This window comes from Photobacterium sp. GB-50 (assembly GCF_003026755.1).
GTDB lineage: Bacteria > Pseudomonadota > Gammaproteobacteria > Enterobacterales > Vibrionaceae > Photobacterium.
The window spans coordinates 37,363-60,227 of the sequence record NZ_PYNX01000015.1 but is presented as its reverse complement, the minus strand read 5'-3'; the positions used below and the strand labels follow the sequence as shown (position 1 = coordinate 60,227).

Genomic DNA, 22,865 nt, shown 5'->3' with positions numbered 1-22,865 from the left:
AAAAGTGGCTGTTAGATACACTAAAAACTGGTATATCGTGAAAATAACGATATACCAATCATTATTGCTTCATATTACTGATTATTTTACCGCAGCAATCACTTTAGAAGAAAGATCATCTTTCTTATTTGCGAATAAAACAGCTTGTGCGTCTAGCACGATGTTATAACCGTTTTTCTCTGCTACTGTATCAATCGCTGTACGGATTTTCTTAACAAGCTTCTGCTCTTCTTCCATACCACGACGGCGTTGATCTTCAGCAAGTGCTTGTGCTTTTAGTTTGTAATCAGAATCAAGTTGAGCAAGCTCGCGTTGAAGCTTTTGACGTTGATCTGAACTCATTAGTTCACCATCACGCTTCAATTTATCAATCTTGGTCTTCATCTTAGTTTCGATAGAACGTAGAGCCGCAACACGACCACTGAATTCTTTCTTTAACTTCTCTTGAACCTTGTAACGCTGAGCTAACTCAGACATTGCTTGACCAGTAGATACGTAACCAATTTTTTGAGCAGCTTCCGCTGCATTTGCGTACATAGACGAAGATAGAATTACCAAGCCAAGACTTGCTGCTTTAATCCATTGTTTCAAAAGTTCTCTCCTCAAAATTAGAATGTCTGACCAATAGTGAATGTGAAGAATTCCTCATCATCCCCTTCATATTTCTTGATTGGTTTCGCAATCGAGAATACAAGTGGACCCATTGGCGACATCCACTGTAAAGCTGCACCGGCAGAAGCGCGGATCATACCTGGATCTGAGTAATTTGCCAGTTTTTGACCATCGCTGCTCTTATAATTCAGGTTATATTCTGTATCCCAAACAGAACCAGCATCAACAAAGAAACTGGTACGGATTTGGTTTTTCAACTCACCAGAAGCAAATGGCGTTGGAACAATTAGCTCCATACTTGCAAGCGCAATGGCATTACCACCTGCTGCATCATCAGTACCGGTCGCACAGTTGTTATTACCTTGACCATTTACGCCACAACCACCAACAAATACCGCTTTTGGACCTACAGTATTTGAACGGAAACCACGAATTGAACTAAAGCCACCGGCATAGAAGTTTTCATAGAATGGCATTAGCTGATCGCTACCATTATCCGTTTTACCGTAGCCATTACCGTACCCCAACTTACCACGTAGTAATAAGCTAAAGTCTTGGCTCTCTGTTAATGGTATGTATTGACGAACGTTGTACTGCGCTTTGAAGTACTGTGAGTCAGAACCAGGAATTGTCATCTTAAATGAGAAGTCTTGGCGGTTACCAGAGGTTGGGAAGTAACCTCGGTTTAAGTTGTTGCGTGTCCAGCCAAATGTCCAACTAAAATCATCAAGGGTGATCGCACTATCGCTATCGAGATCAAAGCCATGAATCTTTTTAAACTGCTGAATTTGGTAATAATCTTGAGTGTTCGAAATCTTATTGTGATCGTAACCCAAACTAAAGTTAAAGTAGTTCAACTCATTAAATGGGAAGCCCCACGTTAAGCTTGTACCGTAGCTTTGGTTGGTGTAATCCGAGATATTGGCATCAGAAGCTTTAAACTCGTTATAGTAAATCTTACCGCCCAAGCTTACGTTATTTATCGTGAAGTAAGGATCATTGTACTCAAGACTGATATTTTTCGAATAATCGTTCGTCATCGCATTGATACCAAAACGATTACCCGTACCTAAGAAGTTATCTTGAGTTAAACCGGCTTGGAAACTAATACCTGATTCAGTACCGTAACCAACACCAAAGTTAACACTACCAGAATTGGCTTCTTTCACGTTGTACTTAATGTCAACCTGATCATCAGAACCAGGTACTCGTACCGTTTGTACATCAACATTTTCAAAGAAGCCCGTTCGGTTTAAACGTGCTTTACCTGTTTCAATCTTCTTCGCATTTAACCAAGTACCTTCCATTTGACGCATTTCACGGCGTAAAACTTCATCTTTCGTATTGGTATTACCACGGAACTCGATATTACGAACGTAAATACGTTTACCTTGTTCAACATTAACAACCAATGATACTTCATTGGTCTTATCATCAAACTCAGGGTATGTCGTTACTTTCGGGTAAGCGTAACCTTCTTCACCAAGCTTACGCTTAATCGCTTCTTCTAGCGATGTAACTGCAGCGCCGTTATATACAGAGCCATTCTTAAATGTTACCAGCTTATCGAACTCAGCAACGCGACCTGCAACATCACCACGGAACTGTACATTCTTAACTTTATATTGATGCCCTTCATGGATTTTAAGAGTGATATACACGCCTTTTTTATCCGGAGAAATAGACACTTGTGTATCATCAAGTCGATATTTCAAATAACCATTATTCAAGTATTGAGAGCGCAGTGTTTCTAAATCACCTTGTAATACTTGTTTCTGATATTTTTCATTCGCCATGAAGTTCCACCAAGGCACATCGTCCTTTAGTTTAAACTTGCTGCGTAATTCGTCATCACTGAAAACATGGTTACCTAAAATGTTAATCTGCTTAATTTTTGCAGACACACCTTCAGTGAAAACAAATTTAATATCAGCACGATTACGAGGCAGAGGCGTAACAACAGCTTCTACCGTTGCGTTGTATTTACCAACACTGTAATAGAAATCCTCTAGCCCTTTTTCAATTTTTCGTAACGTCGTACGATCAAGCGCTTCACCCACTCGCAAACCTGATGCTTCTAAATTTTCTTTTAGCTGCTCAGCTTTGATTGCTTTGTTACCTGAGAAAGTAATATCAGCAATAGTAGGACGCTCTGTTACATCGATCTGAAGCGTATTACCGTCACGATATACTCGAATATTTTCAAAGTTGCCTGAAGAATAAAGTGATTTTATTAGTTCTGAAATATCCTGTTGATCAACAGTATCTCCAACGCGGACAGGCATTTTTAACAATGCCGCACCTAACGTAACACGCTGAAGTCCTTCAAAACGAATGTTATCAACTACAAATTTATCTTCCGCACTATGCGCAACGCTACTGGTTAAAAGCAGCGATGCGACCAACAGTTTTTTAATCGCCATTACTGTTCTGATTATTCCTTGCTAAAAACGCATTATTAAAGACGGGTAAAATCATTGAATAGCGCAACGGCCATTAACGCAACCAAAACGGCTGATCCCACTCTATAGCCAATATCCTGAATTCGTTCTGACACAGGACGACGGGTTACAGCTTCAATGGCGAAAAACATTAAATGTCCTCCATCCAACACCGGAAGCGGTAACAAATTAACTATACCTAAATTGACACTTATCAGTGCTAAAAATCCAAGAAAGTAGACCAGACCAAAGTCGGCGGTCATTCCTGCACCTTTTGCAATGGATATCGGTCCACTGAGGTTTTTAATTGCAACATCACCTGTAAACAGTTTAGTGACCATATCAAAAGTTAGCGTCACTAATTGCTTAGTTTTTTCTGTTGCTTTAACCGCAGCTTCAATTGGACCAAACTGCAAGTTTACTTTATAAGATTCAGGCCACGGTTCAATCGCAGGTGCTAATCCTACATAGCCAACTTGATTACCATCTGGTTCAACCTTGCTACGAGGAACTAATGATAACATCACTGGTTCATCATCTCGCAACACTTCAACTGAAAGCGGTTGCTCAGGGTGCGTACGCACCGCATCAACAAACTGCTGCCATTCAGTTACAGGCTTTTTATCAATTGCTACAATCTTATCATTTAATTTAAATCCTGCATCTACTGCAGCACTATTATCAACCAATTGCGCGACATTTAACGTAATTTTAGGCCGATAAGGCGTAATACCTAATGTTTTTAGTACTTGCTGAGACTCAGGATCATAAGACCAATGAGATAGATCTAAAGTGCGCGTCACGATGACATTACTGTCAGGCTCTGTCGCTGTGATCACCATGCTCTTATCACCAATATGAGAAACCATTGCCATATTGGCTGATTCCCAATCTGATGTTTCGATTCCTGAAATAGATTTAAGTTCCATTCCAGGTGTAATTCCTGCTTGTGCCGCGATCGATTGTGGAGCCACTTCACCAATAAACGGCTTTAGTGCAGGAACCCCAATAAGATACACAACCCAATATGCAAAAATAGCAAAAATAAAGTTAGCTAAAGGACCGGCAGCAACAATTGCACTTCGTTGCCAAAGTTTTTTGTTATTAAACGCCATATGACGCTTTTCTGCAGGCACTTCTTCTACCCGCTCATCAAGCATTTTTACATAGCCGCCCAGCGGGATCATTGCCAATGTATATTCTGTTCCGTCTTTTCCTTTACGACGAAAAAGTGCCTTACCGAAACCAATCGAAAAGCGTTCAACATATACACCGCAACGGCGAGCAACCCAAAAGTGACCAAATTCATGGACAGCAATCAATATTCCTAGAGCAACTAAAAAAGCACTTAAATTGCGGATAAATTCAATCATGCAAATTCCTTGGTGATGACATCTGAAGCAAGTTGACGAGCTTGTTTATCTATTTCCATTACCTCTGCAATATTGTGAGGTTCAACAAGCACGGCTATTTCTAGCACTTTTTGGTTCACTTTAGCAATATCTGTGAAGCAAATTTCACCTGCTAAAAATGCCGCAACAGCCATTTCATTAGCAGCATTTAACGTCGTTGTTGCCGCTTGCCCTTGATAGCACGCATCAATAGCGAGCTTTAAACATGGATAACGATCAAAGTCTGGTTTCATAAAAGTAAATTCACCAATTTGACTAAAATCAAGCGGAGCAACGCCTGCATCGACACGCTCTGGGTATGCCATTGCACAAGCAATCGGCGTACACATATCGGGTAACCCCATTTGTGCAATAACAGAACCATCTTTATATTGCACCATTGAGTGAATAACAGACTGCGGATGAATAATGACATCCATTTGCTCACGACTGGCATTAAATAACCAGCGCGCTTCAATATACTCTAGACCTTTATTCATCATTGTGGCTGAATCCACAGAGATTTTTGGCCCCATTGACCAATTAGGATGAGCAATCGCCATCGCTGGTGTCACATTATCTAACTCTGCAATATCAGTGTATCGAAACGGACCACCAGACCCCGTCAATAGCACTTTACTCACGCCTGATGCTGATAAATCACAACGTCCCATACACTGCTGAATATTGGTCGGCAACGATTGAAAAATTGCATTATGCTCACTATCAACAGGTAATAATTCAGCGCCATACTGTTCACAAGCATCAATGAACATTTGCCCAGTCATCACCAGCGCTTCTTTATTAGCAAGTAAAATACGTTTACCTTTTTTCACTGCAGCCATTGTTGGTAATAAACCCGCTGCGCCAACAATCGCCGCCATTACAGTGTCGACATCATCAAGTGCTGCGACTTCACAAACACCTTGCTCACCAGTAAGAACTGTTGTAGCAATTTCTTGCTGCTTTAATAAGGTCGCCAATTCTGCTGCAGCCTTACTATCAAACATTGCGACAAATTTCGGTTGCCATTGCTGACAAAGCGCAAACATTTTTTCAACATTTGAACCAGCAGCAAGTGCTACTACTTCAAATAGCTCAGGGTTTTTAGCAACGACATTTAAAGTACTGCTACCTATTGAGCCCGTCGCTCCTAGGATCGTTAACTTACGCATAAAATCACTTACATTTACAAAAAAGGCAGCGTAATGGCTGCCTTAGAAAAGAGGTGGCTTACATTAACCAAAGATAAAGTAATGCAAAAACAGGTATTGCTGCGGTTAAGCTATCAATACGATCTAAGATCCCACCATGTCCGGGTAATATGTTACCGCTATCTTTAACGCCAGAAGCACGTTTAAACATGCTTTCAACTAAATCACCAAGCACAGAGATGACAACAGTAATAATAGCTATCGATAACAAGCTTGAAATTGAGACAAACGGGATAGAAAGAAGTTGGGCCATTAGCCAAGTAATAATAACAGCTAAAATTACCCCACCGACTAAACCTTCAATCGTTTTATTTGGGCTAACGGCTGGCGCCATTTTATGCTTACCAAAACGCTTACCTGAAAAGTATGCGCCAGTATCTGCAGACCAAACTAAGAAACAAACCAATAGAACAAGTTTAGCACCATGATACGAATCGATGCTGTAATCTACAGCACGTAACATTAAAATACTCCAAAAAAACGGGAGCAGTGTTAACAAGCCAAAAATCTGTTTAACAAAAGAATTAGATGCCCATAACTTATCAGTTTTAGGATATGTAATCGCTAATATAGATGCAATTAGCCACCATATTCCGCCTACTAATAACATGCCATGTAACCCATTACTCATCGCCGAAAGAGACGCTGTATCTACTGGTAATAACACTAGGCTAGCACCTAATGCAATCACAGGTAGAATCATTGCACGGATGCGAGATGATGTATTAATAAACTGTGTCCATTCCCAAAAACCCAATAATGTTATTGCCGCAATGGCTGCCACAAAGGCTGGAAATGGTAAGAAAAAGATCCCCGCAATAACAAGTGGTGCGAGGATTAATGCGGTAATAATTCGTTGCTTTAGCAAACTGCGTCCTCTATATAATTATTGTATAGGCAAAGGCCATATTTACTGTAAATAATAACGCCAACACACATCACTGTGCATTGGCGAAAAGTAATAACTCTTATTTTAACAATGCTTGTATTTGTTCGCCAGTACAGCCAAAACGGCGTTCACGAGTCACGAACCAAGCAACAGCATTCAATAAACTTGATTCATCAAAATCAGGCCAGTGCTCTTCTGTGAAAAATAACTCCGCATAAGCTACCTGCCATAACATAAAGTTACTAATTCGGCACTCACCACTGGTACGGATCAATAGATCAACCTCTGGTAACCCATACGTTGAGAGCCCTGACTCTAAATCTTGTTCCGTTACGGTTGCGAGATCAAGTTCATTATCAATCGCCTGCTGAGCTAGCTTTTTAGCCGCTTCTAAAATATCCCATTGCCCGCCGTAATTTGCTGCAATGTTCAATACCATACCGGTATTGTCAGCGGTTAATTCCTCTGCCGCTGAAATTTTATCTTGTAAGCGCTGACTAAAACGACGCTTATCACCAATAATACGTAATTGAATATTATTCTTATGTAATCTTTTTACTTCACGACTTAATACCGTCATGAAGAGCTCCATCAATAGTGAAACCTCCGCCTCGGGACGACGCCAGTTTTCACTACTAAAAGCAAATAGTGTCAAAGCTTTTATACCAAGACGATTAGCAGTAGAGACTGTTTTTCGCACGGCTTCTACGCCAGCCTTGTGACCAAACACCCGAGCTTTGCCTTTGGCTTTTGCCCAACGACCATTACCATCCATAATCACAGCAATGTGTTTAGGAAGACAATCTGCCGAAAGCCCAGCCTCGATTGAATGCTCTGCCATCTCTATCCCTCAAAAAAAAGGCGCTGTGCTGCACGCACAGCGCCTCTAGCCATTTAAAACCTAACGAATATAGTTTTAAACTTCCATTAACTCTTTTTCTTTTACTTCAAGAACTGCATCGATATTCTTAATAGCATCGTCGGTTAATTTCTGAATTTCATCTTGTGCACGACGATCATCGTCTTCAGAAATTTCTTTATCTTTTAGTAAACCTTTAACCGTTGCATTTGCATCGCGACGAATGTTACGAACAGCAACACGGCCTTGCTCTGCTTCTGCACGTACAATCTTAACAAGATCGCGACGACGCTCTTCTGTAAGTGGTGGAAGAGGAACACGGATCACAGTACCTGCAGACATTGGGTTTAGACCCAAATCCGACATCATGATCGCTTTTTCTACTTTTGGTGCTAGTTCACGGTCAAATACAGTGATAGCAAGAGTACGAGCATCTTCAGCAACCACGTTTGCCACTTGGTTTAACGGAGTGTTCGCACCGTAGTACTCAACATGAATCGTATCAAGTAGGCTTGGGTGAGCACGACCTGTACGGATTTTTACTAGTTGATTTCGTAGTGCATCAACACTTTTTTCCATGCGCACTTGCGCGTCTTGTTTGATTTCGTTAATCACGATAAATACCCTTGATAATTCGGTCACAGTAAAAAAGTAATCGTACTTTTTTCAATTAATCAGTTGCCCACTTTTGCTTAAGCGCTAGTGATTAGCGTACCTTCTTGCTCACCCATCACTACGCGACGTAGTGCGCCTGGTTTATTCATATTAAAGACACGAATTGGCATATTGTGGTCACGAGCAAGTGTAAAGGCCGCTAAATCCATTACCTTTAATTCTTTTTCAAGTACATCTTGGTAGCTTAGCTTATCACAAAGTACTGCATCTGGGTTCTTAACTGGATCATCTGTGTAAACACCATCCACTTTGGTCGCTTTTAGTACAACATCAGCTTCAATTTCGATACCACGTAAACATGCTGCAGAATCAGTAGTAAAGAATGGGTTACCAGTACCTGCAGAGAAAATCACGACACGGCCCTGGCGTAACTGGCTAATTGCATCAGCCCAGTTGTAGTTATCACAAACACCATTGAGAGGAATAGCAGACATCACTCGAGCGTTCACATAGGCACGATGCAAAGAATCACGCATTGCTAAGCCGTTCATTACAGTTGCTAGCATACCCATGTGGTCGCCCACAACTCGGTTCATACCTGCTTCTGCAAGGCCAGCACCACGGAATAAGTTACCACCACCAATAACTAGGCCTACTTGAACACCCAGTTCAACGAGTTCTTTGATTTCTTGAGCCATACGGTCAAGAACTTGTGCGTCAATGCCGAAACCTTCTTCGCCTTGTAGTGCTTCACCACTTAGCTTAAGCAAAATTCGTTGATAAGTTGGTTTTGGGTTTGTGGTCATGTGTTTTACCTTCCAGGCTAACTTGAGATATGGAGTTGTAAAAAGACCGCAGCCTTGGCTACGGTCTTTGGCATTCTTATAAAGAAGGATTAACCCTTCTGAACAGCTGCTACTTCTTCTGCAAAGCTCATTTCTTGAGCTTTCTCGATACCTTCACCAACTTCTAGACGAATGAAGTTAGTTACTGTAGCACCAGTTTCTTTCAGTACTTCACCAACAGTTTTCTTTGGTTCCATGATGAAAGCTTGACCAGTTAGAGAAACTTCGCCAGTGAACTTCTTCATGCGGCCTTCAACCATCTTTTCAGCGATTTCTTTAGGCTTGCCTTCGTTCATTGCGATTTCAACTTGAACTTCACGCTCTTTAGCAACTACGTCTGCTGGTACGTCAGATGGGTTAACGTATTCAGGCTTAGATGCAGCAACGTGCATTGCGATGTGCTTTAATGTTTCTTCGTCGCCGTTACCAGCAACAACAACAGCGATACGAGCACCGTGAGTGTAAGCAGAAACTTTCTCGCCTTCGATGTAATCTACACGACGGATAGAGATGTTCTCACCAATCTTAGCAACTAACGCGATACGTGCTTCTTCAAATTGTGCTTGAAGCTCTTCGATAGACGCATGGTTCGCAAGTGCTGCATCAGCAACTTCGTTAGCGAATGCTAGGAAGCTACCGTCTTTAGCAACGAAGTCAGTTTGGCAGTTAACTTCAACAAGAGCAGCTTTACCAGCAGCTTCTTTGATGATGATAGTACCTTCAGCTGCTACGTTACCTGCTTTCTTAGCAGCTTTTGCAGCACCGCTCTTACGCATGTTTTCGATCGCTAGCTCGATATCAGCATTAGCTTCTACAAGCGCTTTTTTACAATCCATCATACCTGCGCCAGTACGCTCGCGCAGTTCTTTAACTAGGGCAGCTGTAACTGTTGCCATTGTCATAATCCTCAGATTTAATTCTTCGAGTAAAAATCAGGGGCCCTATCGGCCCCTGGTAACCATTCTTAGTTTACACAAGGTAACTTAAGAGGCTCGGTAAGTAACAAGTACTTATTAAGCTTCAGCTACGAAACCGTCTTCTTCAGCTTGAACAGCGATATCTTGGTTACGAGCTTCTTTAACAGTTTGAGCTACAGCACCAGTGTAAAGCTGGATCGCACGGATTGCGTCATCGTTACCTGGGATAACGAAGTCAACGCCGTCTGGATCAGAGTTAGTATCAACAACAGCAAATACTGGGATACCTAGGTTGTTAGCTTCTTTGATTGCGATGTGCTCACAGTCAGCGCCGATTACGAACATTGCGTCTGGTAGGCCGCCCATGTTCTTAATACCACCTAGTGACTTCTCAAGCTTTTCCATTTCACGAGTACGCATTAGCGCTTCTTTCTTGGTTAGCTTGTCGAAAGTACCATCAGTAGATTGAGCTTCAAGATCTTTAAGACGCTTGATTGATTGACGAACAGTTTTCCAGTTAGTCAACATACCACCCAACCAACGGTTGTTTACGTAGTACTGATCACAGCTGATTGCTGCTTCTTTGATTGATTCGCTAGCTGCGCGCTTAGTACCAACGAAAAGAACTTTACCCTTACGAGCTGCAATTTTTTCAATTTCAGCTAGTGCTGCATTGAACATTGGTACAGTTTTTTCTAGGTTGATGATGTGTACACGGTTACGAGCGCCGAAAATGAATGGCTTCATTTTTGGGTTCCAGTAACGAGTTTGGTGACCAAAGTGTACACCAGCCTGAAGCATGTCGCGCATTGATACAGTTGCCATTGAATAATCCTCTATGGGGTTAGGCGTCCACATATCCCATCTTAAAACCGACCCGATAATAACTATATAAAGCTATTGTTACCTTATTAGGTAACCGAGCACCCCGGCAGATGTGTCGATATGTGTGAATAATAAAATAAGTATGTGTGACTCAATCAAGTCGCACCTTCGTATCTAATATTAGTGCTTACGCAAAAACATATGTTATCGAAAGAAACAAAATTACCGATCACGGCGCGCTTTATACCACATATTTAGGCGCTAAATCTAGTCAAATCTGGTTATGAGAATGAATCTTATCTTTCCATTAGCCCTAAGCGACTGGTAATATAGTGTTATAGCAAAACATACAAATAGAGACGATTATATGAGCATTAAGATCAAAACGGCTGAAGAAATTGAAAAAATGCGCGTTGCGGGCCGTTTGGCTGCTGAAGTGCTAGAAATGATCGAACCCTACGTTAAAGCTGGTGTAACTACAGAAGAGCTTGACCGTATTTGTCATGACTACATCACTAAAGATCAGCAAGCTATTCCAGCACCACTGAATTATCATGGTTTTCCAAAATCAATCTGTACTTCAATTAACCACGTAGTCTGTCATGGTATTCCAGCACTAACTGATGAAGAAGTACCAGAAGCAAATGGCAAGTACATTAAGCCTGCAGTGCTAAAAGATGGTGACATTATTAATATCGACGTAACCGTTATTAAAGATGGTTACCATGGCGATACATCAAAAATGTTTGAAGTAGGTGAAGTATCACTTGAAGACAAGCGTCTATGTCGAGTGGCACAAGAAAGCCTTTACTTAGCCATTAAAAAAGTAAAACCAGGTGCTCGTGTCGGTGATATTGGTACCGCTATTCAGAAGTTTATCAAATCTGGTAATAGCCGTTTCTCTATTGTTAAAGATTACTGTGGTCACGGTATCGGAAATGAGTTCCACGAAGAACCACAAGTAGTTCACTACAAAAACAGCGATCGTACCGTACTAAAAGAAGGCATGTGTTTCACTATCGAGCCAATGATCAACGCTGGTAAATTCGGTTGTGAATCTGATGATCAAGACGGTTGGACTGTTTACACTGTCGATGGTAAGAAATCAGCACAGTGGGAACATACCCTGCTAGTGACAAAAGATGGTTGTGAAATTTTAACACTTCGTACAGAAGAGACACTTCCACGCGTTATGCATAACGCATAACATACCGACTTCGTTAACACGATCATAAAAACCGACCTTCTGTGTCGGTTTTTTTCTCCCTATACATGTTGTTCCTCACTGGTAGTCGTTATAGTAAAGATAAGATTTAGCAATAGCACGGACTGCCATGACAGATACCCTCTCTCTTCAACTTGATCGTTACCTTGATCAAGACATCACCCTCGATAATTTACGTAATGCATTAACCACCTTTGCAGAACAACAAAAAGAAAGTTTTTTTCAGCATGTCCCTATTGCCGATCTAGTTACCGCTCGCAGTAACTATATAGATCAACTACTACAACGTTTATGGCATTTTTATGGATTTTCACAGCAATCAGATTTAGCTTTTGTTGCCGTCGGTGGTTATGGCCGTGGTGAGCTTCATCCCCTTTCGGATGTCGATATTTTAATTTTAAGTGAACAACCCATTAGCGATGAGATTGGCACTAAAGTCAGTGAATTTATTACGCTACTGTGGGATCTTCGATTAGAAGTAGGACAAAGTGTCCGTACTGTTGCTGAATGTATTGATGTAGGCAAAAATGACCTAACCGTTGCAACAAACTTAACCGAAGCCCGTTATTTATGCGGCAATAAAGGCACCTATAATCACCTTATTGAATCCATTAATGATGGCGCATTCTGGCCAAGTCATACGTTTTATAAAGCCAAGTTAGAAGAACAAAAAAAACGTCACGCTCGTTATCACGATACCACCTACAATTTAGAACCTGATATAAAATCTAGCCCTGGCGGACTGCGAGATATTCATACTTTAAGTTGGGTTGCACGCCGACACTTTGGCGCCACCAGCTTATTTGAAATGAGTCGCCATGGTTTTTTAACTGATGCTGAGTATCGTGAACTGGTTGAATGTCAAAATGAGCTGTGGCGAATTCGCTTTGCATTACATATCGAACTTCGTCGTTATGATAATCGCCTTACTTTTGATCATCAGGCATCAGTGGCTAACAACTTAGGTTATCAAGGTGAAGGTAATCGCCATGTTGAAATGATGATGAAAGAGTTCTACCGTACGCTTCGTCGAGTAGCCGAACTCAATAAAATGCTACTACAGCTATTTGAACAAGCGATTATTACTCAACCAAAAGATACCGTACCCACGGTACTTGATGAAGACTTTCAAATTAGGGGGCATTTAATTGAAGCCACCAAGCCAGCGCTATTCCAAGCTCGCCCTGAAACTATTTTAGATATGTTCCTTCATGTTGCTAAAAACTCTGAGATTGAAGGTATTGCGGCGCCAACACTGCGTCAACTTCGCACCGCCCGTCGGCGACTGAATCTCTTCCTAATTGAAATCCCAACCGCTCGTGAAAAGTTCATGGAGTTGGTCCGACAACCCAACGCCTTGCAAAAAGCCTTTCGCTTGATGCATCGTCACGGCGTGTTATCCGCTTATCTACCGCAATGGAGCCACATTGTTGGGCAAATGCAATTTGATTTATTCCACGTTTATACCGTCGATGAACACAGTATTCGTGTGATCAAAAACCTGAATAAATTTAGCGATCCAGAAAATCAACAACGTCACCCGATTTGCTGTGAGATCTATCCCCGCATAGTTAAGAAAGAATTATTAATTCTAGCGGCTATTTTTCACGATATCGCCAAAGGTCGAAAAGGCGATCACTCTGAACTCGGTGCTGTCGATGCCTATGAATTTTGTATCCAACATGGGCTATCACGACCAGAAGCAAATATTGTTTCATGGTTAGTTAAAAAACACCTCCTCATGTCAGTAACCGCACAACGTCGCGATATTTACGATCCCGAAGTGGTCACTGAATTTGCTAAAGAAGTGCGAGATGAAGAACGTCTGGACTATTTAGTCTGCTTAACCGTTGCTGATATCTGTGCCACGAACCAAGACTTATGGAACAGTTGGAAGCGCACTCTCCTCTCCGAGCTTTACCACTCAACCCAAAAAGCATTACGTCGCGGTTTAGAAAATACACCAGATGTGCGTGACCGTATTCGTCACAATCAACAATTAGCCTCTGCTATGCTACGTAGTAAAGGTTTTCAGCCACGAGAAATTGAAGTGTTATGGCAACGCTTTAAAGCTGATTACTTTCTTCGCCATACCCACAAACAACTGGCGTGGCATGCTGAAGCATTACTCACGCACGATCATGACAAACCGCTCATCTTACTCAGTAAAAAAGCAACCCGTGGCGGTACTGAGGTATTCGTGTATAGCAAAGATAAAGCCAAGCTTTTTGCTATCGTCGTTTCAGAGCTAGATAAAAAGAACTTAAGTGTCCATGACGCGCAAATAATGAATAGTAAAGATGGTTACACACTTGATACCTTTATGGTGTTAGATCCTAACGGTAAAGCAATCAATGAAAACCGTCATACCACTATTCGACGCACGTTAACCAAAGCGTTAACCGTGATGAAATCTGAACGAAAAATCCGTCGAGCACCACGTAAGCTATTACACTTTAATGTAAAAACTAAAGTCAGTTTTCTACCGACCAAAACAGGCAAGAAAACGATGATGGAATTAGTTGCGTTAGACATGCCAGGATTATTAGCCAAAGTGGGAGCTGTATTTGCCGAACACAATATTAGTTTGCAAGCGGCAAAAATAACCACGATTGGTGAGCGCGCTGAGGACTTCTTTATTCTGGTTAATGATCAAGGTTGTAATCTTAGCGTTGAGCAGCAAGAAGTATTGGAAGCGTCGCTAATACGCACAATCAATCAACACGCATAACCGATAACGTATTAGGGTAAAAATAACAAAGCCTGCAATTACTGCAGGCTTTCTCTTTTATATCTGTGCAATAAAGGTGTCAAACCAACCTTTAGCGACATCTAACGGCTCAAAATGGATGCCCGCATCAATATCAAGGCGATCTTGTACAGGTTTAGCGCCTAACTCCACTAATAACGCATCAAATTGACGCCCAGCACCACAAAAGCGATCTTCACCATAGCTTGAATCCCCTAACGCTATCACACCAAATTGCTGTTGAGGTAAAAGAGGGAATTGATCTTGCAGTGCAACATAAAGCGGTAACAAGTTTTCAGGGATCTCACCCTGTCCCGTTGTCGATGAAATGATCAGTACATTATCATCTTTGTAATCAAGAAAATCATCTAGCGTGGGGTCAAAATAGACCTGCGTTTCAATTGACGTCGCACTCTCTGCTAATGCTTCTGCCAGATCTTCCGCACCACCATAAACAGATCCGATAAAAATACCTAATCGAGCCATAATGCCCTCCATTGCCACTATAAACTATCACCAATGTGGCAATGATAAGCTTAAAAATCAAGCACTATGATCCGATATAATTAAACTTCAATTAGTCTCGCACTAATAGATTGGGGGACCAATTAAACGCAGTCATGACTTTACGCCACGTCTCATCAATATCTGCACGAATATCAATAGAATCACCTGTGATCGGGTGATCAAATTGTAATCTTGATGCATGCAGCATTAAACGGTGACAATCATAATGTTCACGGAACATACGGTTATGGCGTCCATCACCATGATTTACATCACCAATAATATGATGACTTAAATGATGCATATGTCGACGTAGCTGGTGCTTCCGCCCAGTTTCTGGTTTCATTTCAACTAAACAATAGCGACTGGTTGAGTAGCGCCCTACCGCAATATCTGTTTCAACCGTTGCTAATGGCTCGTAAGCCGTTACAGCTGGTTGTGCTTCTTTCTCTTCTGATGCATTTTTATCAGCGATCTTATCAAGCTCAACCTTCAACGGATAATCGAGCACTGCCGCTTCTTTTATCCAACCACGCACCACGGCATGATACGTTTTATGCATATCGCGCCCAGCAAAAAGTGGCATCATTTGTGATGCAATCTCACTGGATAATCCAAACAACAAAACACCCGATGTTGGGCGATCTAAACGATGTAATGGAAAGACATGCTGGCCAATTTGATCTCGCAATGTTTGCATCACAAAAACAGTCTCATGACTATCTAGCCATGAACGGTGAACCAACATACCGGCAGGCTTGTTAACCGCAATCAAATAGTCATCGCGATATAAAATTTCAAGTTCCATTACATTCACTCAGTGTTGTTTAAATAGTAAATCTAGCTGACGTGTGACCGATAAAATATCGTTAACCCCTACTTTTTCTTTCATTGCTTCTTCAATATAAGGACTAATCTCAAACTGTGCTGGTAACGGTAATTGTAAAGCAATCAGTTGTCCGAATTTGGGAATAAAAATCCATTGTAACCATTGGTGGCAATCTAATGTATCAATTGCAAATGGTTCGGTGCTTGTAAGTAACGGCTCATCAGGAGGCGTTAACTGCCAATGAGAATGTTGACGTAGTACCAACTCTAATTCTTCAAGTAAACGTTGACTATGATGATATTTATCCATCTTCCCCCCTGATAGTAAGCCGCGCAGAATAGCACTTGAAACGAGATGCCCCAAGTAATTCAAGCGTCTTAGCATCGCGGTTATGAAACCTTTAGCCTACCCAATATAAATCCTTTAGTTAATAGGTATGCTTGGCTCACCGCAAAAGTTATACTGACTTTCTGACTTAGGAGCACAGATATGACCATGGATAAATTTCATACCCTGACCCAATTACTTGATAATGCAGGCTGCCAATACAACATTTTTGATCTCGGCCGCCGTGTGAATGAAATTGATGTTTCACAATTTAAAGCTGTCGAAGAAAATCGCCAGCCTTATCCATGGCCATTACAGCAACATGCGCATTTAGCTATTTCTTTTTGGCAACCTCAACATACACCGTGGATCTGGTTTCTTCGATTACCACTCGATGAGCGTGGCTTATTAAAACAAGCAGCTGTTGGTGATTTTATTAAGTATGTGATTGAAGCGATGGGCGCAACACTTAATAGCGAGCCGACAGAAGAAGAACAAGAAAAGCTAGCGGCTAATCCTTACACGTTTAAACCCACCGATGACAAGATGGCTATTTTTCACGCCCAGATCCGTCATCAATTGGATTTACCAGCAAGCCAATATTACGAACATGCTCAGCAATATTTATCCGGTAAATTAGATTGGCAACAGTGGCAAGGTGTTGGTTTACAAGGCATTGCCGATATTTGTGCGCGAATGAAGCAAGAAAATAATGCTACCTTTATTCGTAAAGCAATTGCAAACCTTCCAATGACACCACTTTATGCCTTGCTTGGCTGCTTAGAGCACTGTTCATTACCCGATCCTTTAAGTACTCGTATCAGTGAACATTTAAGTGCTGAAATCAATAGTCAAGATCCGGATCTATTTTTAGTTTCAGCGTTGATCCGTGCAATATCTGGCAGTGATAGCAAAATCTTAAACCTTGCTCTTGAAAGTATTTTAGCCCAACCTGAATTGTGTCATCGTGAAGTGTTAATCGCTATTGCTGGTCGATGCTGGTCGGGGCTATTAACAACAGACAACGCTGCAAGATTTTTATTACGCCTTGCTGAAACAAACGATCAAGCACTGTTCAATCAATTATTTGCAGATTTAGTTATGCTTCCTGTATTACGCGGCACCATGCTTCAAGTATTACATGGTCAAGCTGAACCTGCTTTAGTCGCCGCGATTGAGAAATTACAGCAACATGCTCGTGGGCAATAAGAGAATAGGAATAAAAATTTGGACAATTTATTCGGAATACTGCTTATCGCGATCATCGGTTTTTTATTTTGGCAGCAAAGACGACAAACAGAGCTAGCGCAATATTTTATAGAGCAACGCTGTAAAAATATGGGACTGCAATTACTGAGCTTTGCGAGAGGAACACATAAAATCAAAGATCATCGTGGAGAATGGGGATGGCGTACTATCTTTGTCTTTGAGTTCTCTGCCGACGGGCATGATGCCTATCAAGGTTATTTAGAAATGAAGCGACTTAGAGCAAGCCATTTTTATATTCCCCCTCATCGTCTTCCTGAGGGTGAAGAGTATTAATTTTTTATAGTGATAAAAAGAACGGGCGCAACTTTCGTTGCGCCCTATGGCTTTACATGCAGCATTCCCGCTACTATGGTGCTCCTTGCCATCAATCCTTGATATACTTAAATCCCCAGTGTAGCTCCAAACTCTATCCTAGAGTTGCTCTTCGGTAGTTCCTTGACCCATCAATATTCCAATATTGACTCTCTCTTCCGTCCTGGAGGTGTCCTTTACTTCATCCTAAAGCTGTTCCTGACTTCATCAATGAAGATTAATCCCTACTCAATCCTAGAGTGTTCCACTTACTCCATCCTAGAGCGCTATCCCTAAACTTCATCCTGAAGTGTTCCATGTCATCCAGACCAGTAAATATCCTATTTACCTCACTACATCCTGTAGTTTTCCCTGCACAATCCTTGTTAGATAGCTCCGCTATCTATCCTCATCCTGAGGTAGCTAATCCTTAGCTGTTCCGTTTCCTAATGCCGTTCCCTTTCGACAAGGTAGATATTACTAGATTAGTAATCATGAACAACACATATATAGATTATGAAAAATAAAGACTCTTTATTAAATCGCCAACCGCCAATCTAACTAATTGATCTTAAATAACAATCTATTTCCAATTACTATTTTTACGATTAAAAAAAAGAATTAATCCCACAGTGATGTAAGAGATCTCTTACAAAGTGAATAGATAAAAAGCGATAAAGCATAAAAATAAAGACAAAATAGAGAGAAGAGAGGCGTTGAATGTGAGATTAACGCATTAAAAGAAGTATAAAAAAGAGATATGAAAAGTTAGAAAGGCATAAAAAAGAGCGGGCGCGACTTTCGTCGCGCCCTTAGGTCTTACTTGCAGCATTCCCGCTACTATAGTGCTCCCTGCCTCATTCCTTTGACTGCCGATTCCTTCAGCATTGTCCTTGCGCTTCGTCCTGAAGTTGTTCCTTTGGTTATCCTAACCCGTCACCACATCCTGTTATGACTCTCTTCTCCTTCCTGGAGGTGTCCTTTACTTCGTCCTGAAGTGTTCCTTTTGTCATCCTGACTGGTAAACATCCTGCTTACCGAACTCTATCCTAGAGTGTTCCCTTCACAGTCCTTGTTTGATAAACCATCCTAGCTTATCAACCTCTCATCCTGAGACCACTACATCCTGTAGTATATTCCTGTTCCGTTCCGTCAGTTCCTTCCGACACCATTAATATTACGCCAATCACCTTAATAAACACAGACACCGAAATACATTTATTTTCTATTAAAAATAAACCAAACAGTCACAAAAAAATAAGGCAATAATAATCATACACTTAACAGCATAATGAAGACATCAAACACTGCTTAAACGACAGATATCCTACGCCTTTGTAAGAGATCTCGCACAACGAAACAAGAGATTAACGACATAAAAACTGAAATATTCTTTTATATTTAATCTTTTTACGCATAAATCGACATATACGTTACGCTATAAAAACAACTTTCAGTATAAATAGGAGGAAAAGGAACAAAGATATTTTCCTTTAAACAAAAAGAGAGGGCGTGACTTTCGCCACGCCCTTAGGTCTTACTTGCAGCATTCCCGCCACTATAGTGCTCCCTGCCTCATTCCTTTGACTGCCGATTCCTTCAGCATTGTCCTTGCGCTTCGTCCTGAAGTTGTTCCTTTGGTTATCCTAACCCGTCACCACATCCTGTTATGACTCTCTTCTCCTTCCTGGAGGTGTCCTTTACTTCGTCCTGAAGTGTTCCTTTTGTCATCCTGACTGGTAAACATCCTGCTTACCGAACTCTATCCTAGAGTGTTCCCTTCACAGTCCTTGTTTGATAAACCATCCTAGCCTATCAACCTCTCATCCTGAGACCACTACATCCTGTAGTATATTCCTGTTCCGTTCCGTCAGTTCCTTCCGACACCAATAAGATTACGCGATTTGCTTTTTTAAACAATAAAGCGCTAGCAATTATTTATAAAACATTTTTTGATAAAATAAATATCAATAAATAAGGTATTTAAAATCAATAAGATAAAAAGTTAAGTGACGATAAGTATTATGTTTGTAGGATTGTTTTCTCACGCTGTTGTAAGCGATCTCTCACAACAGGAATAGTAAAAAAGACAGTTTGAATACACTATACTTTGCTTAATATCTCGGTCATGATTATGAGGAAGCGATGATGGAACAATTTCAGCACAATTTATCTCATTTATTCAGCCAATTAGGACTTAATAATTCAGATGAGTTTATACAATCATTTATCATCCAACATCAGCTAGCCCAACATCAGAATATTGCTGAAGCACCTTTTTTCTCAGTTATACAACGTCGATTTATAAAGGAATGCCAAGAACAAGATGCTGACTGGTGCGAAGTGATTGATCAACTTGATGCTTTACTGAGAAAGTAAATGCGTTGTTATATGTAGGATACTTAAAACAATGTCGACAATTACCCAAGAATTAGAAAACGCAATTAATTCTTTAATCTCAGAGGGAAAAGAGCCTTCTGTTGCATTAATAAAGTCACGATTAGCGAGCCCTCTACCGATCCCGGTTATTATCAAAGCGCTTCAAGCATGGAAAAAAAATGCCAAAGTGCCAACGATTGAAAAGCAAACCAAAGCGCTTACCGCTGATGAACGCATCACTCAACTCGAACAACAAATCATCACACTTTCAACTCGCTTAGCTAAATTAGAAGCTCAGCAATAATAACAAGGCTCCTTTGATCAAATCAGGAGCCTTTTATATTATTGATAGTTCCACGATAGGTTTGAAACTAATCGACATTTATCGCACTTGAAATGAAATAAACCATGTAAAGGATCCTCTACACGCCAATCATTATCACATTTAGGACATGTTCGGTTTATTTCACTCTCGAGACTTTCTCCACCCACACGATAGAGGTAGTAATAAGTAGGGATCTGGGTTGTTGATTCGATCTGTTCACGTAATTTCTCACCACGAGAAAATAGTTCACTATCAACCTCACCAATTTCATCTAGTGCCACTTTTATTGCAGCTTGGCTCTTATTTGCCATCTGAATTTCATCAAAGGCTTGCCATTCTGTTTGCCATTTAACCAGTGCTTTATAATCACCATCAAGATGGGCGCCTGTCTGATAGAGTGGGATCGGCAATAATGAATCACCACTACGTAACGGCGAACATGTATGTACATAAGTTGTATAAAGCACTTGCCATGATGGCTTACTCTGCTCAGCTGCCGCTTCTGAGTTTAAATCAACACCTAACACTTTTATTTTTGGTGTCAGTAAACAAGCATCACTCAACTTTTCAATGCAACGTGTCACTTGTTCACTATTGTACTTGGGATGCAGACTGTCTTTTTCAGGGCATACGGCACGTACACGAAAAATCCCATCATCAATCGTAATCGGAAACTCACGTCCTAGCACTTGACCGTTATAACGTAAATCATCCATTAATCCATTAATGGCACGATCCACACGTGATAGCGTTGTATTATCAAAACACTCAAACTGTAACTCTACAACGTACACTATTTATTCCTCTATTATTACGGGGGTTAACTGAGTTAAGAACTCTTCAACATTAACCGCTAACACTTCACGAATATCTTTACCTAGCGTTTCTCGTAAGACATTCCCCGTTAAATTACAGATAGAGATCACTTCAAACTCAGCTTCTAATGCGGCAATAAAGACGGTTGGCTTTAGTTTTAAACGGCGTTGTGTTACTAAGTGGCCTAAAATATTTTGTTGTAAACGATCTATATCATCTTCATTAAAAGCTTGTAGTAAATCCAACTCAATATCACCAAATTTTGCCTGCATATCACCACTAAACTGTGAGCAGTAAAACGCATGAATATCGTCATGCAATGTCAGTTCAATGCCTTTTTCAACCCCGTCTAAACGCCCCATTGGGGTTCTTAGTTCAGGTTTCCATGTCACAGCATCGCCAGAGTCATGAACAACGCAAGGTGAATCTAAGCCAACAAGATCCTGACTTTCTGGAAAACCGCGATCTGCATCACACCATGCTTGCAAATAACGAGAAGAAAAATCAGATAAAGCACAGGTAACTGGATGATTCATTCGCAACCTCATTAAAGATTCAGTAAACTTTAGACTTGAAAACCGTTTTTACGGACTATCAATTCTAATCCAAGAGTGTCATAGACAGTATGAGTAAATATAAAGACGCTAAAGAATTAGCTGGTTTAACCCTTGGTAAAACCACAGAGTATAAAGATCAGTACGACCCATCGCTACTACAAGCAGTGCCGAGAAGCCTAAACCGTACTGATCTCAATATTAGTGATGATGCACTCCCTTTCACTGGCTATGATATTTGGACGTTGTACGAATTGTCATGGTTAAATAGCAAAGGTCTACCACAAGTTGCCATTGGTGAAGTACGTCTACCAGCTTCAAGTCCAAACTTGATTGAATCTAAATCTTTCAAGCTTTACCTTAATAGCTTTAATCAAACACGATTTGAAAGTTGGCAAGGTATCGCAGACACACTGCAGATTGATCTGTCACGTTGTGCAGGTGCTGATGTTGATGTCACGATTCAACCGTTAGAAGATTTTAGCGAACAACCTATCGTGAACTTCTTTGGTACTTGTATTGATGATCAAGATATCGAAATTGAGGATTATGACTTCAACCCTGCACTACTTGAAAATGGTGTCGAGGAGGAAGAAGTAGAAGAAATCCTACATAGCCATTTATTAAAATCAAACTGTCTGATCACCAACCAGCCTGATTGGGGCAGTGTTCGTATTGCTTATAAAGGCAAACGTATTAATCGTGAAAAATTGCTACGTTATGTCGTTTCGTTCCGTAATCACAATGAATTCCATGAGCAATGTGTTGAGCGTATTTTCAGTGATATTATGAAATACTGTAAACCCGAGTTATTGACGGTATATGCACGTTATACACGCCGTGGTGGCTTAGATATTAACCCTTATCGTACCAATATGGGTAAATCACCTAGCGACAACTTCCGTCTCGCTCGCCAGTAATTAGACTCTGTTAGCGAAATCAACATTAAGTCCAGCAAAAAACCTGTCTTTGCTGGACTTGATGCC

General features: G+C 40.9%; 22 protein-coding genes. 7 read left to right on the top strand and 15 right to left on the bottom strand.

The genetic code is table 11. The annotated features are described in order from the left end of the window. Window positions 1-81 precede the first annotated feature (81 nt). From C9J41_RS16270 to rpsB, 10 genes are all read right to left on the bottom strand, one after another. Complete coding sequence (locus tag C9J41_RS16270) at window positions 82-591, bottom strand: OmpH family outer membrane protein (protein ID WP_107207717.1); 510 nt, start codon at window positions 589-591, stop codon at window positions 82-84. A gap of 17 nt (window positions 592-608) precedes the next feature. After that, on the bottom strand, window positions 609-3,035 hold the full coding sequence (bamA, locus tag C9J41_RS16265; protein ID WP_107207718.1) for an outer membrane protein assembly factor BamA: 2,427 nt from the start codon (window positions 3,033-3,035) through the stop codon (window positions 609-611). Window positions 3,036-3,070: 35 nt separating this feature from the next. Further along, window positions 3,071-4,426 (bottom strand): sigma E protease regulator RseP, encoded by a 1,356-nt coding sequence (rseP, locus tag C9J41_RS16260; RefSeq protein ID WP_107247520.1) that lies wholly within the window; start codon window positions 4,424-4,426, stop codon window positions 3,071-3,073. Further along, window positions 4,423-5,619 (bottom strand): 1-deoxy-D-xylulose-5-phosphate reductoisomerase, encoded by a 1,197-nt coding sequence (ispC, locus tag C9J41_RS16255; protein WP_107247519.1) that lies wholly within the window; start codon window positions 5,617-5,619, stop codon window positions 4,423-4,425. The genes rseP and ispC overlap by 4 nt, the downstream gene beginning before the upstream one ends. A 58-nt stretch (window positions 5,620-5,677) precedes the next feature. After that, on the bottom strand, window positions 5,678-6,526 hold the full coding sequence (locus C9J41_RS16250) for a phosphatidate cytidylyltransferase (protein WP_107207721.1): 849 nt from the start codon (window positions 6,524-6,526) through the stop codon (window positions 5,678-5,680). 100 nt (window positions 6,527-6,626) lie between these two features. Beyond that, entirely contained in the window at window positions 6,627-7,388 is a 762-nt protein-coding gene (locus tag C9J41_RS16245; protein ID WP_107207722.1) for an isoprenyl transferase, read from the bottom strand. Window positions 7,389-7,463: 75 nt separating this feature from the next. Further along, window positions 7,464-8,021, bottom strand: coding sequence for a ribosome recycling factor (frr, locus tag C9J41_RS16240; RefSeq protein WP_107207723.1), 558 nt, complete (start codon window positions 8,019-8,021; stop codon window positions 7,464-7,466). Window positions 8,022-8,098: 77 nt separating this feature from the next. Then, window positions 8,099-8,827 carry a UMP kinase gene (gene pyrH / locus C9J41_RS16235; RefSeq protein ID WP_005371658.1) on the bottom strand — a complete coding sequence of 243 codons (729 nt, stop codon included), beginning with the start codon at window positions 8,825-8,827 and terminating at the stop codon, window positions 8,099-8,101. A gap of 89 nt (window positions 8,828-8,916) precedes the next feature. Further along, window positions 8,917-9,762 carry a translation elongation factor Ts gene (gene tsf / locus C9J41_RS16230; RefSeq protein WP_107207724.1) on the bottom strand — a complete coding sequence of 282 codons (846 nt, stop codon included), beginning with the start codon at window positions 9,760-9,762 and terminating at the stop codon, window positions 8,917-8,919. A gap of 117 nt (window positions 9,763-9,879) precedes the next feature. Continuing rightward, window positions 9,880-10,608, bottom strand: a complete 729-nt coding sequence (gene rpsB / locus C9J41_RS16225) for a 30S ribosomal protein S2 (protein ID WP_005371655.1) — start codon at window positions 10,606-10,608, stop codon at window positions 9,880-9,882. Between the two features lie 367 nt (window positions 10,609-10,975). Here rpsB and map point away from each other — a divergent pair, with 367 nt between their 5' ends. Both map and glnD read left to right on the top strand, forming a co-directional pair. Continuing rightward, the gene (gene map, locus C9J41_RS16220) at window positions 10,976-11,815 is read left to right on the top strand and encodes a type I methionyl aminopeptidase (RefSeq protein WP_107294791.1); all 840 of its coding nucleotides are present in this window, start codon (window positions 10,976-10,978) and stop codon (window positions 11,813-11,815) included. 127 nt (window positions 11,816-11,942) lie between these two features. Continuing rightward, window positions 11,943-14,564: a bifunctional uridylyltransferase/uridylyl-removing protein GlnD gene (gene glnD / locus C9J41_RS16215; RefSeq protein ID WP_107287841.1), complete on the top strand. Its 2,622-nt coding sequence runs from the start codon at window positions 11,943-11,945 to the stop codon at window positions 14,562-14,564. A gap of 57 nt (window positions 14,565-14,621) precedes the next feature. Here the strand turns inward: glnD and C9J41_RS16210 are convergent, their stop codons facing one another. From C9J41_RS16210 to C9J41_RS16200, 3 genes are all read right to left on the bottom strand, one after another. Then, window positions 14,622-15,068 carry a flavodoxin gene (locus C9J41_RS16210; RefSeq protein ID WP_107207727.1) on the bottom strand — a complete coding sequence of 149 codons (447 nt, stop codon included), beginning with the start codon at window positions 15,066-15,068 and terminating at the stop codon, window positions 14,622-14,624. A 91-nt stretch (window positions 15,069-15,159) separates the two neighbouring features. Beyond that, window positions 15,160-15,897, bottom strand: a complete 738-nt coding sequence (gene truC / locus C9J41_RS16205) for a tRNA pseudouridine(65) synthase TruC (RefSeq protein WP_105060867.1) — start codon at window positions 15,895-15,897, stop codon at window positions 15,160-15,162. 9 nt (window positions 15,898-15,906) lie between these two features. After that, window positions 15,907-16,227 carry a YqcC family protein gene (locus C9J41_RS16200; protein WP_107247517.1) on the bottom strand — a complete coding sequence of 107 codons (321 nt, stop codon included), beginning with the start codon at window positions 16,225-16,227 and terminating at the stop codon, window positions 15,907-15,909. Between the two features lie 186 nt (window positions 16,228-16,413). Here C9J41_RS16200 and C9J41_RS16195 point away from each other — a divergent pair, with 186 nt between their 5' ends. The 4 genes from C9J41_RS16195 to C9J41_RS16170 all read left to right on the top strand — a co-directional run bounded on the left by C9J41_RS16195 (window position 16,414) and on the right by C9J41_RS16170 (window position 20,488). Then, a complete protein-coding gene (locus C9J41_RS16195) occupies window positions 16,414-17,454 on the top strand; it encodes a DUF3549 family protein (protein ID WP_199187114.1) in 1,041 nt (346 codons plus the stop codon). An 18-nt stretch (window positions 17,455-17,472) separates the two neighbouring features. Continuing rightward, the gene (locus C9J41_RS16190) at window positions 17,473-17,787 is read left to right on the top strand and encodes a DUF3301 domain-containing protein (RefSeq protein WP_107207728.1); all 315 of its coding nucleotides are present in this window, start codon (window positions 17,473-17,475) and stop codon (window positions 17,785-17,787) included. A gap of 2,166 nt (window positions 17,788-19,953) precedes the next feature. Continuing rightward, a complete protein-coding gene (locus tag C9J41_RS16175) occupies window positions 19,954-20,184 on the top strand; it encodes a DUF2789 domain-containing protein (protein WP_005371635.1) in 231 nt (76 codons plus the stop codon). Between the two features lie 31 nt (window positions 20,185-20,215). Then, window positions 20,216-20,488: a hypothetical protein gene (locus tag C9J41_RS16170; RefSeq protein WP_107207729.1), complete on the top strand. Its 273-nt coding sequence runs from the start codon at window positions 20,216-20,218 to the stop codon at window positions 20,486-20,488. A gap of 38 nt (window positions 20,489-20,526) precedes the next feature. Here the strand turns inward: C9J41_RS16170 and C9J41_RS16165 are convergent, their stop codons facing one another. Continuing rightward, window positions 20,527-21,303: a Zn-ribbon-containing protein gene (locus tag C9J41_RS16165; RefSeq protein WP_107247515.1), complete on the bottom strand. Its 777-nt coding sequence runs from the start codon at window positions 21,301-21,303 to the stop codon at window positions 20,527-20,529. Between the two features lie 3 nt (window positions 21,304-21,306). After that, entirely contained in the window at window positions 21,307-21,861 is a 555-nt protein-coding gene (gene syd / locus C9J41_RS16160; RefSeq protein ID WP_107207731.1) for a SecY-interacting protein, read from the bottom strand. An 89-nt stretch (window positions 21,862-21,950) separates the two neighbouring features. On the opposite strand from syd, the gene queF reads away from it, so the two are divergent. After that, on the top strand, window positions 21,951-22,799 hold the full coding sequence (gene queF / locus C9J41_RS16155) for an NADPH-dependent 7-cyano-7-deazaguanine reductase QueF (protein ID WP_107247514.1): 849 nt from the start codon (window positions 21,951-21,953) through the stop codon (window positions 22,797-22,799). Window positions 22,800-22,865 lie beyond the last annotated feature (66 nt).

Bases quoted from the DNA above. Each gene is read 5' to 3' on its own strand.
- bamA (WP_107207718.1), bottom strand. From the start codon at position 3,035: ATGGCGATTAAAAAACTGTTGGTCGCATCGCTGCTTTTAACCAGTAGC.
- rseP (WP_107247520.1), bottom strand. From the start codon at position 4,426: ATGATTGAATTTATCCGCAATTTAAGTGCTTTTTTAGTTGCTCTAGGA.
- ispC (WP_107247519.1), bottom strand. From the start codon at position 5,619: ATGCGTAAGTTAACGATCCTAGGAGCGACGGGCTCAATAGGTAGCAGT.
- C9J41_RS16245 (WP_107207722.1), bottom strand. From the start codon at position 7,388: ATGGCAGAGCATTCAATCGAGGCTGGGCTTTCGGCAGATTGTCTTCCT.
- pyrH (WP_005371658.1), bottom strand. From the start codon at position 8,827: ATGACCACAAACCCAAAACCAACTTATCAACGAATTTTGCTTAAGCTA.
- tsf (WP_107207724.1), bottom strand. From the start codon at position 9,762: ATGGCAACAGTTACAGCTGCCCTAGTTAAAGAACTGCGCGAGCGTACT.
- rpsB (WP_005371655.1), bottom strand. From the start codon at position 10,608: ATGGCAACTGTATCAATGCGCGACATGCTTCAGGCTGGTGTACACTTT.
- map (WP_107294791.1), top strand. From the start codon at position 10,976: ATGAGCATTAAGATCAAAACGGCTGAAGAAATTGAAAAAATGCGCGTT.
- glnD (WP_107287841.1), top strand. From the start codon at position 11,943: ATGACAGATACCCTCTCTCTTCAACTTGATCGTTACCTTGATCAAGAC.
- C9J41_RS16210 (WP_107207727.1), bottom strand. From the start codon at position 15,068: ATGGCTCGATTAGGTATTTTTATCGGATCTGTTTATGGTGGTGCGGAA.
- truC (WP_105060867.1), bottom strand. From the start codon at position 15,897: ATGGAACTTGAAATTTTATATCGCGATGACTATTTGATTGCGGTTAAC.
- C9J41_RS16200 (WP_107247517.1), bottom strand. From the start codon at position 16,227: ATGGATAAATATCATCATAGTCAACGTTTACTTGAAGAATTAGAGTTG.
- C9J41_RS16195 (WP_199187114.1), top strand. From the start codon at position 16,414: ATGGATAAATTTCATACCCTGACCCAATTACTTGATAATGCAGGCTGC.
- C9J41_RS16175 (WP_005371635.1), top strand. From the start codon at position 19,954: ATGGAACAATTTCAGCACAATTTATCTCATTTATTCAGCCAATTAGGA.
- C9J41_RS16170 (WP_107207729.1), top strand. From the start codon at position 20,216: ATGTCGACAATTACCCAAGAATTAGAAAACGCAATTAATTCTTTAATC.
- syd (WP_107207731.1), bottom strand. From the start codon at position 21,861: ATGAATCATCCAGTTACCTGTGCTTTATCTGATTTTTCTTCTCGTTAT.
- queF (WP_107247514.1), top strand. From the start codon at position 21,951: ATGAGTAAATATAAAGACGCTAAAGAATTAGCTGGTTTAACCCTTGGT.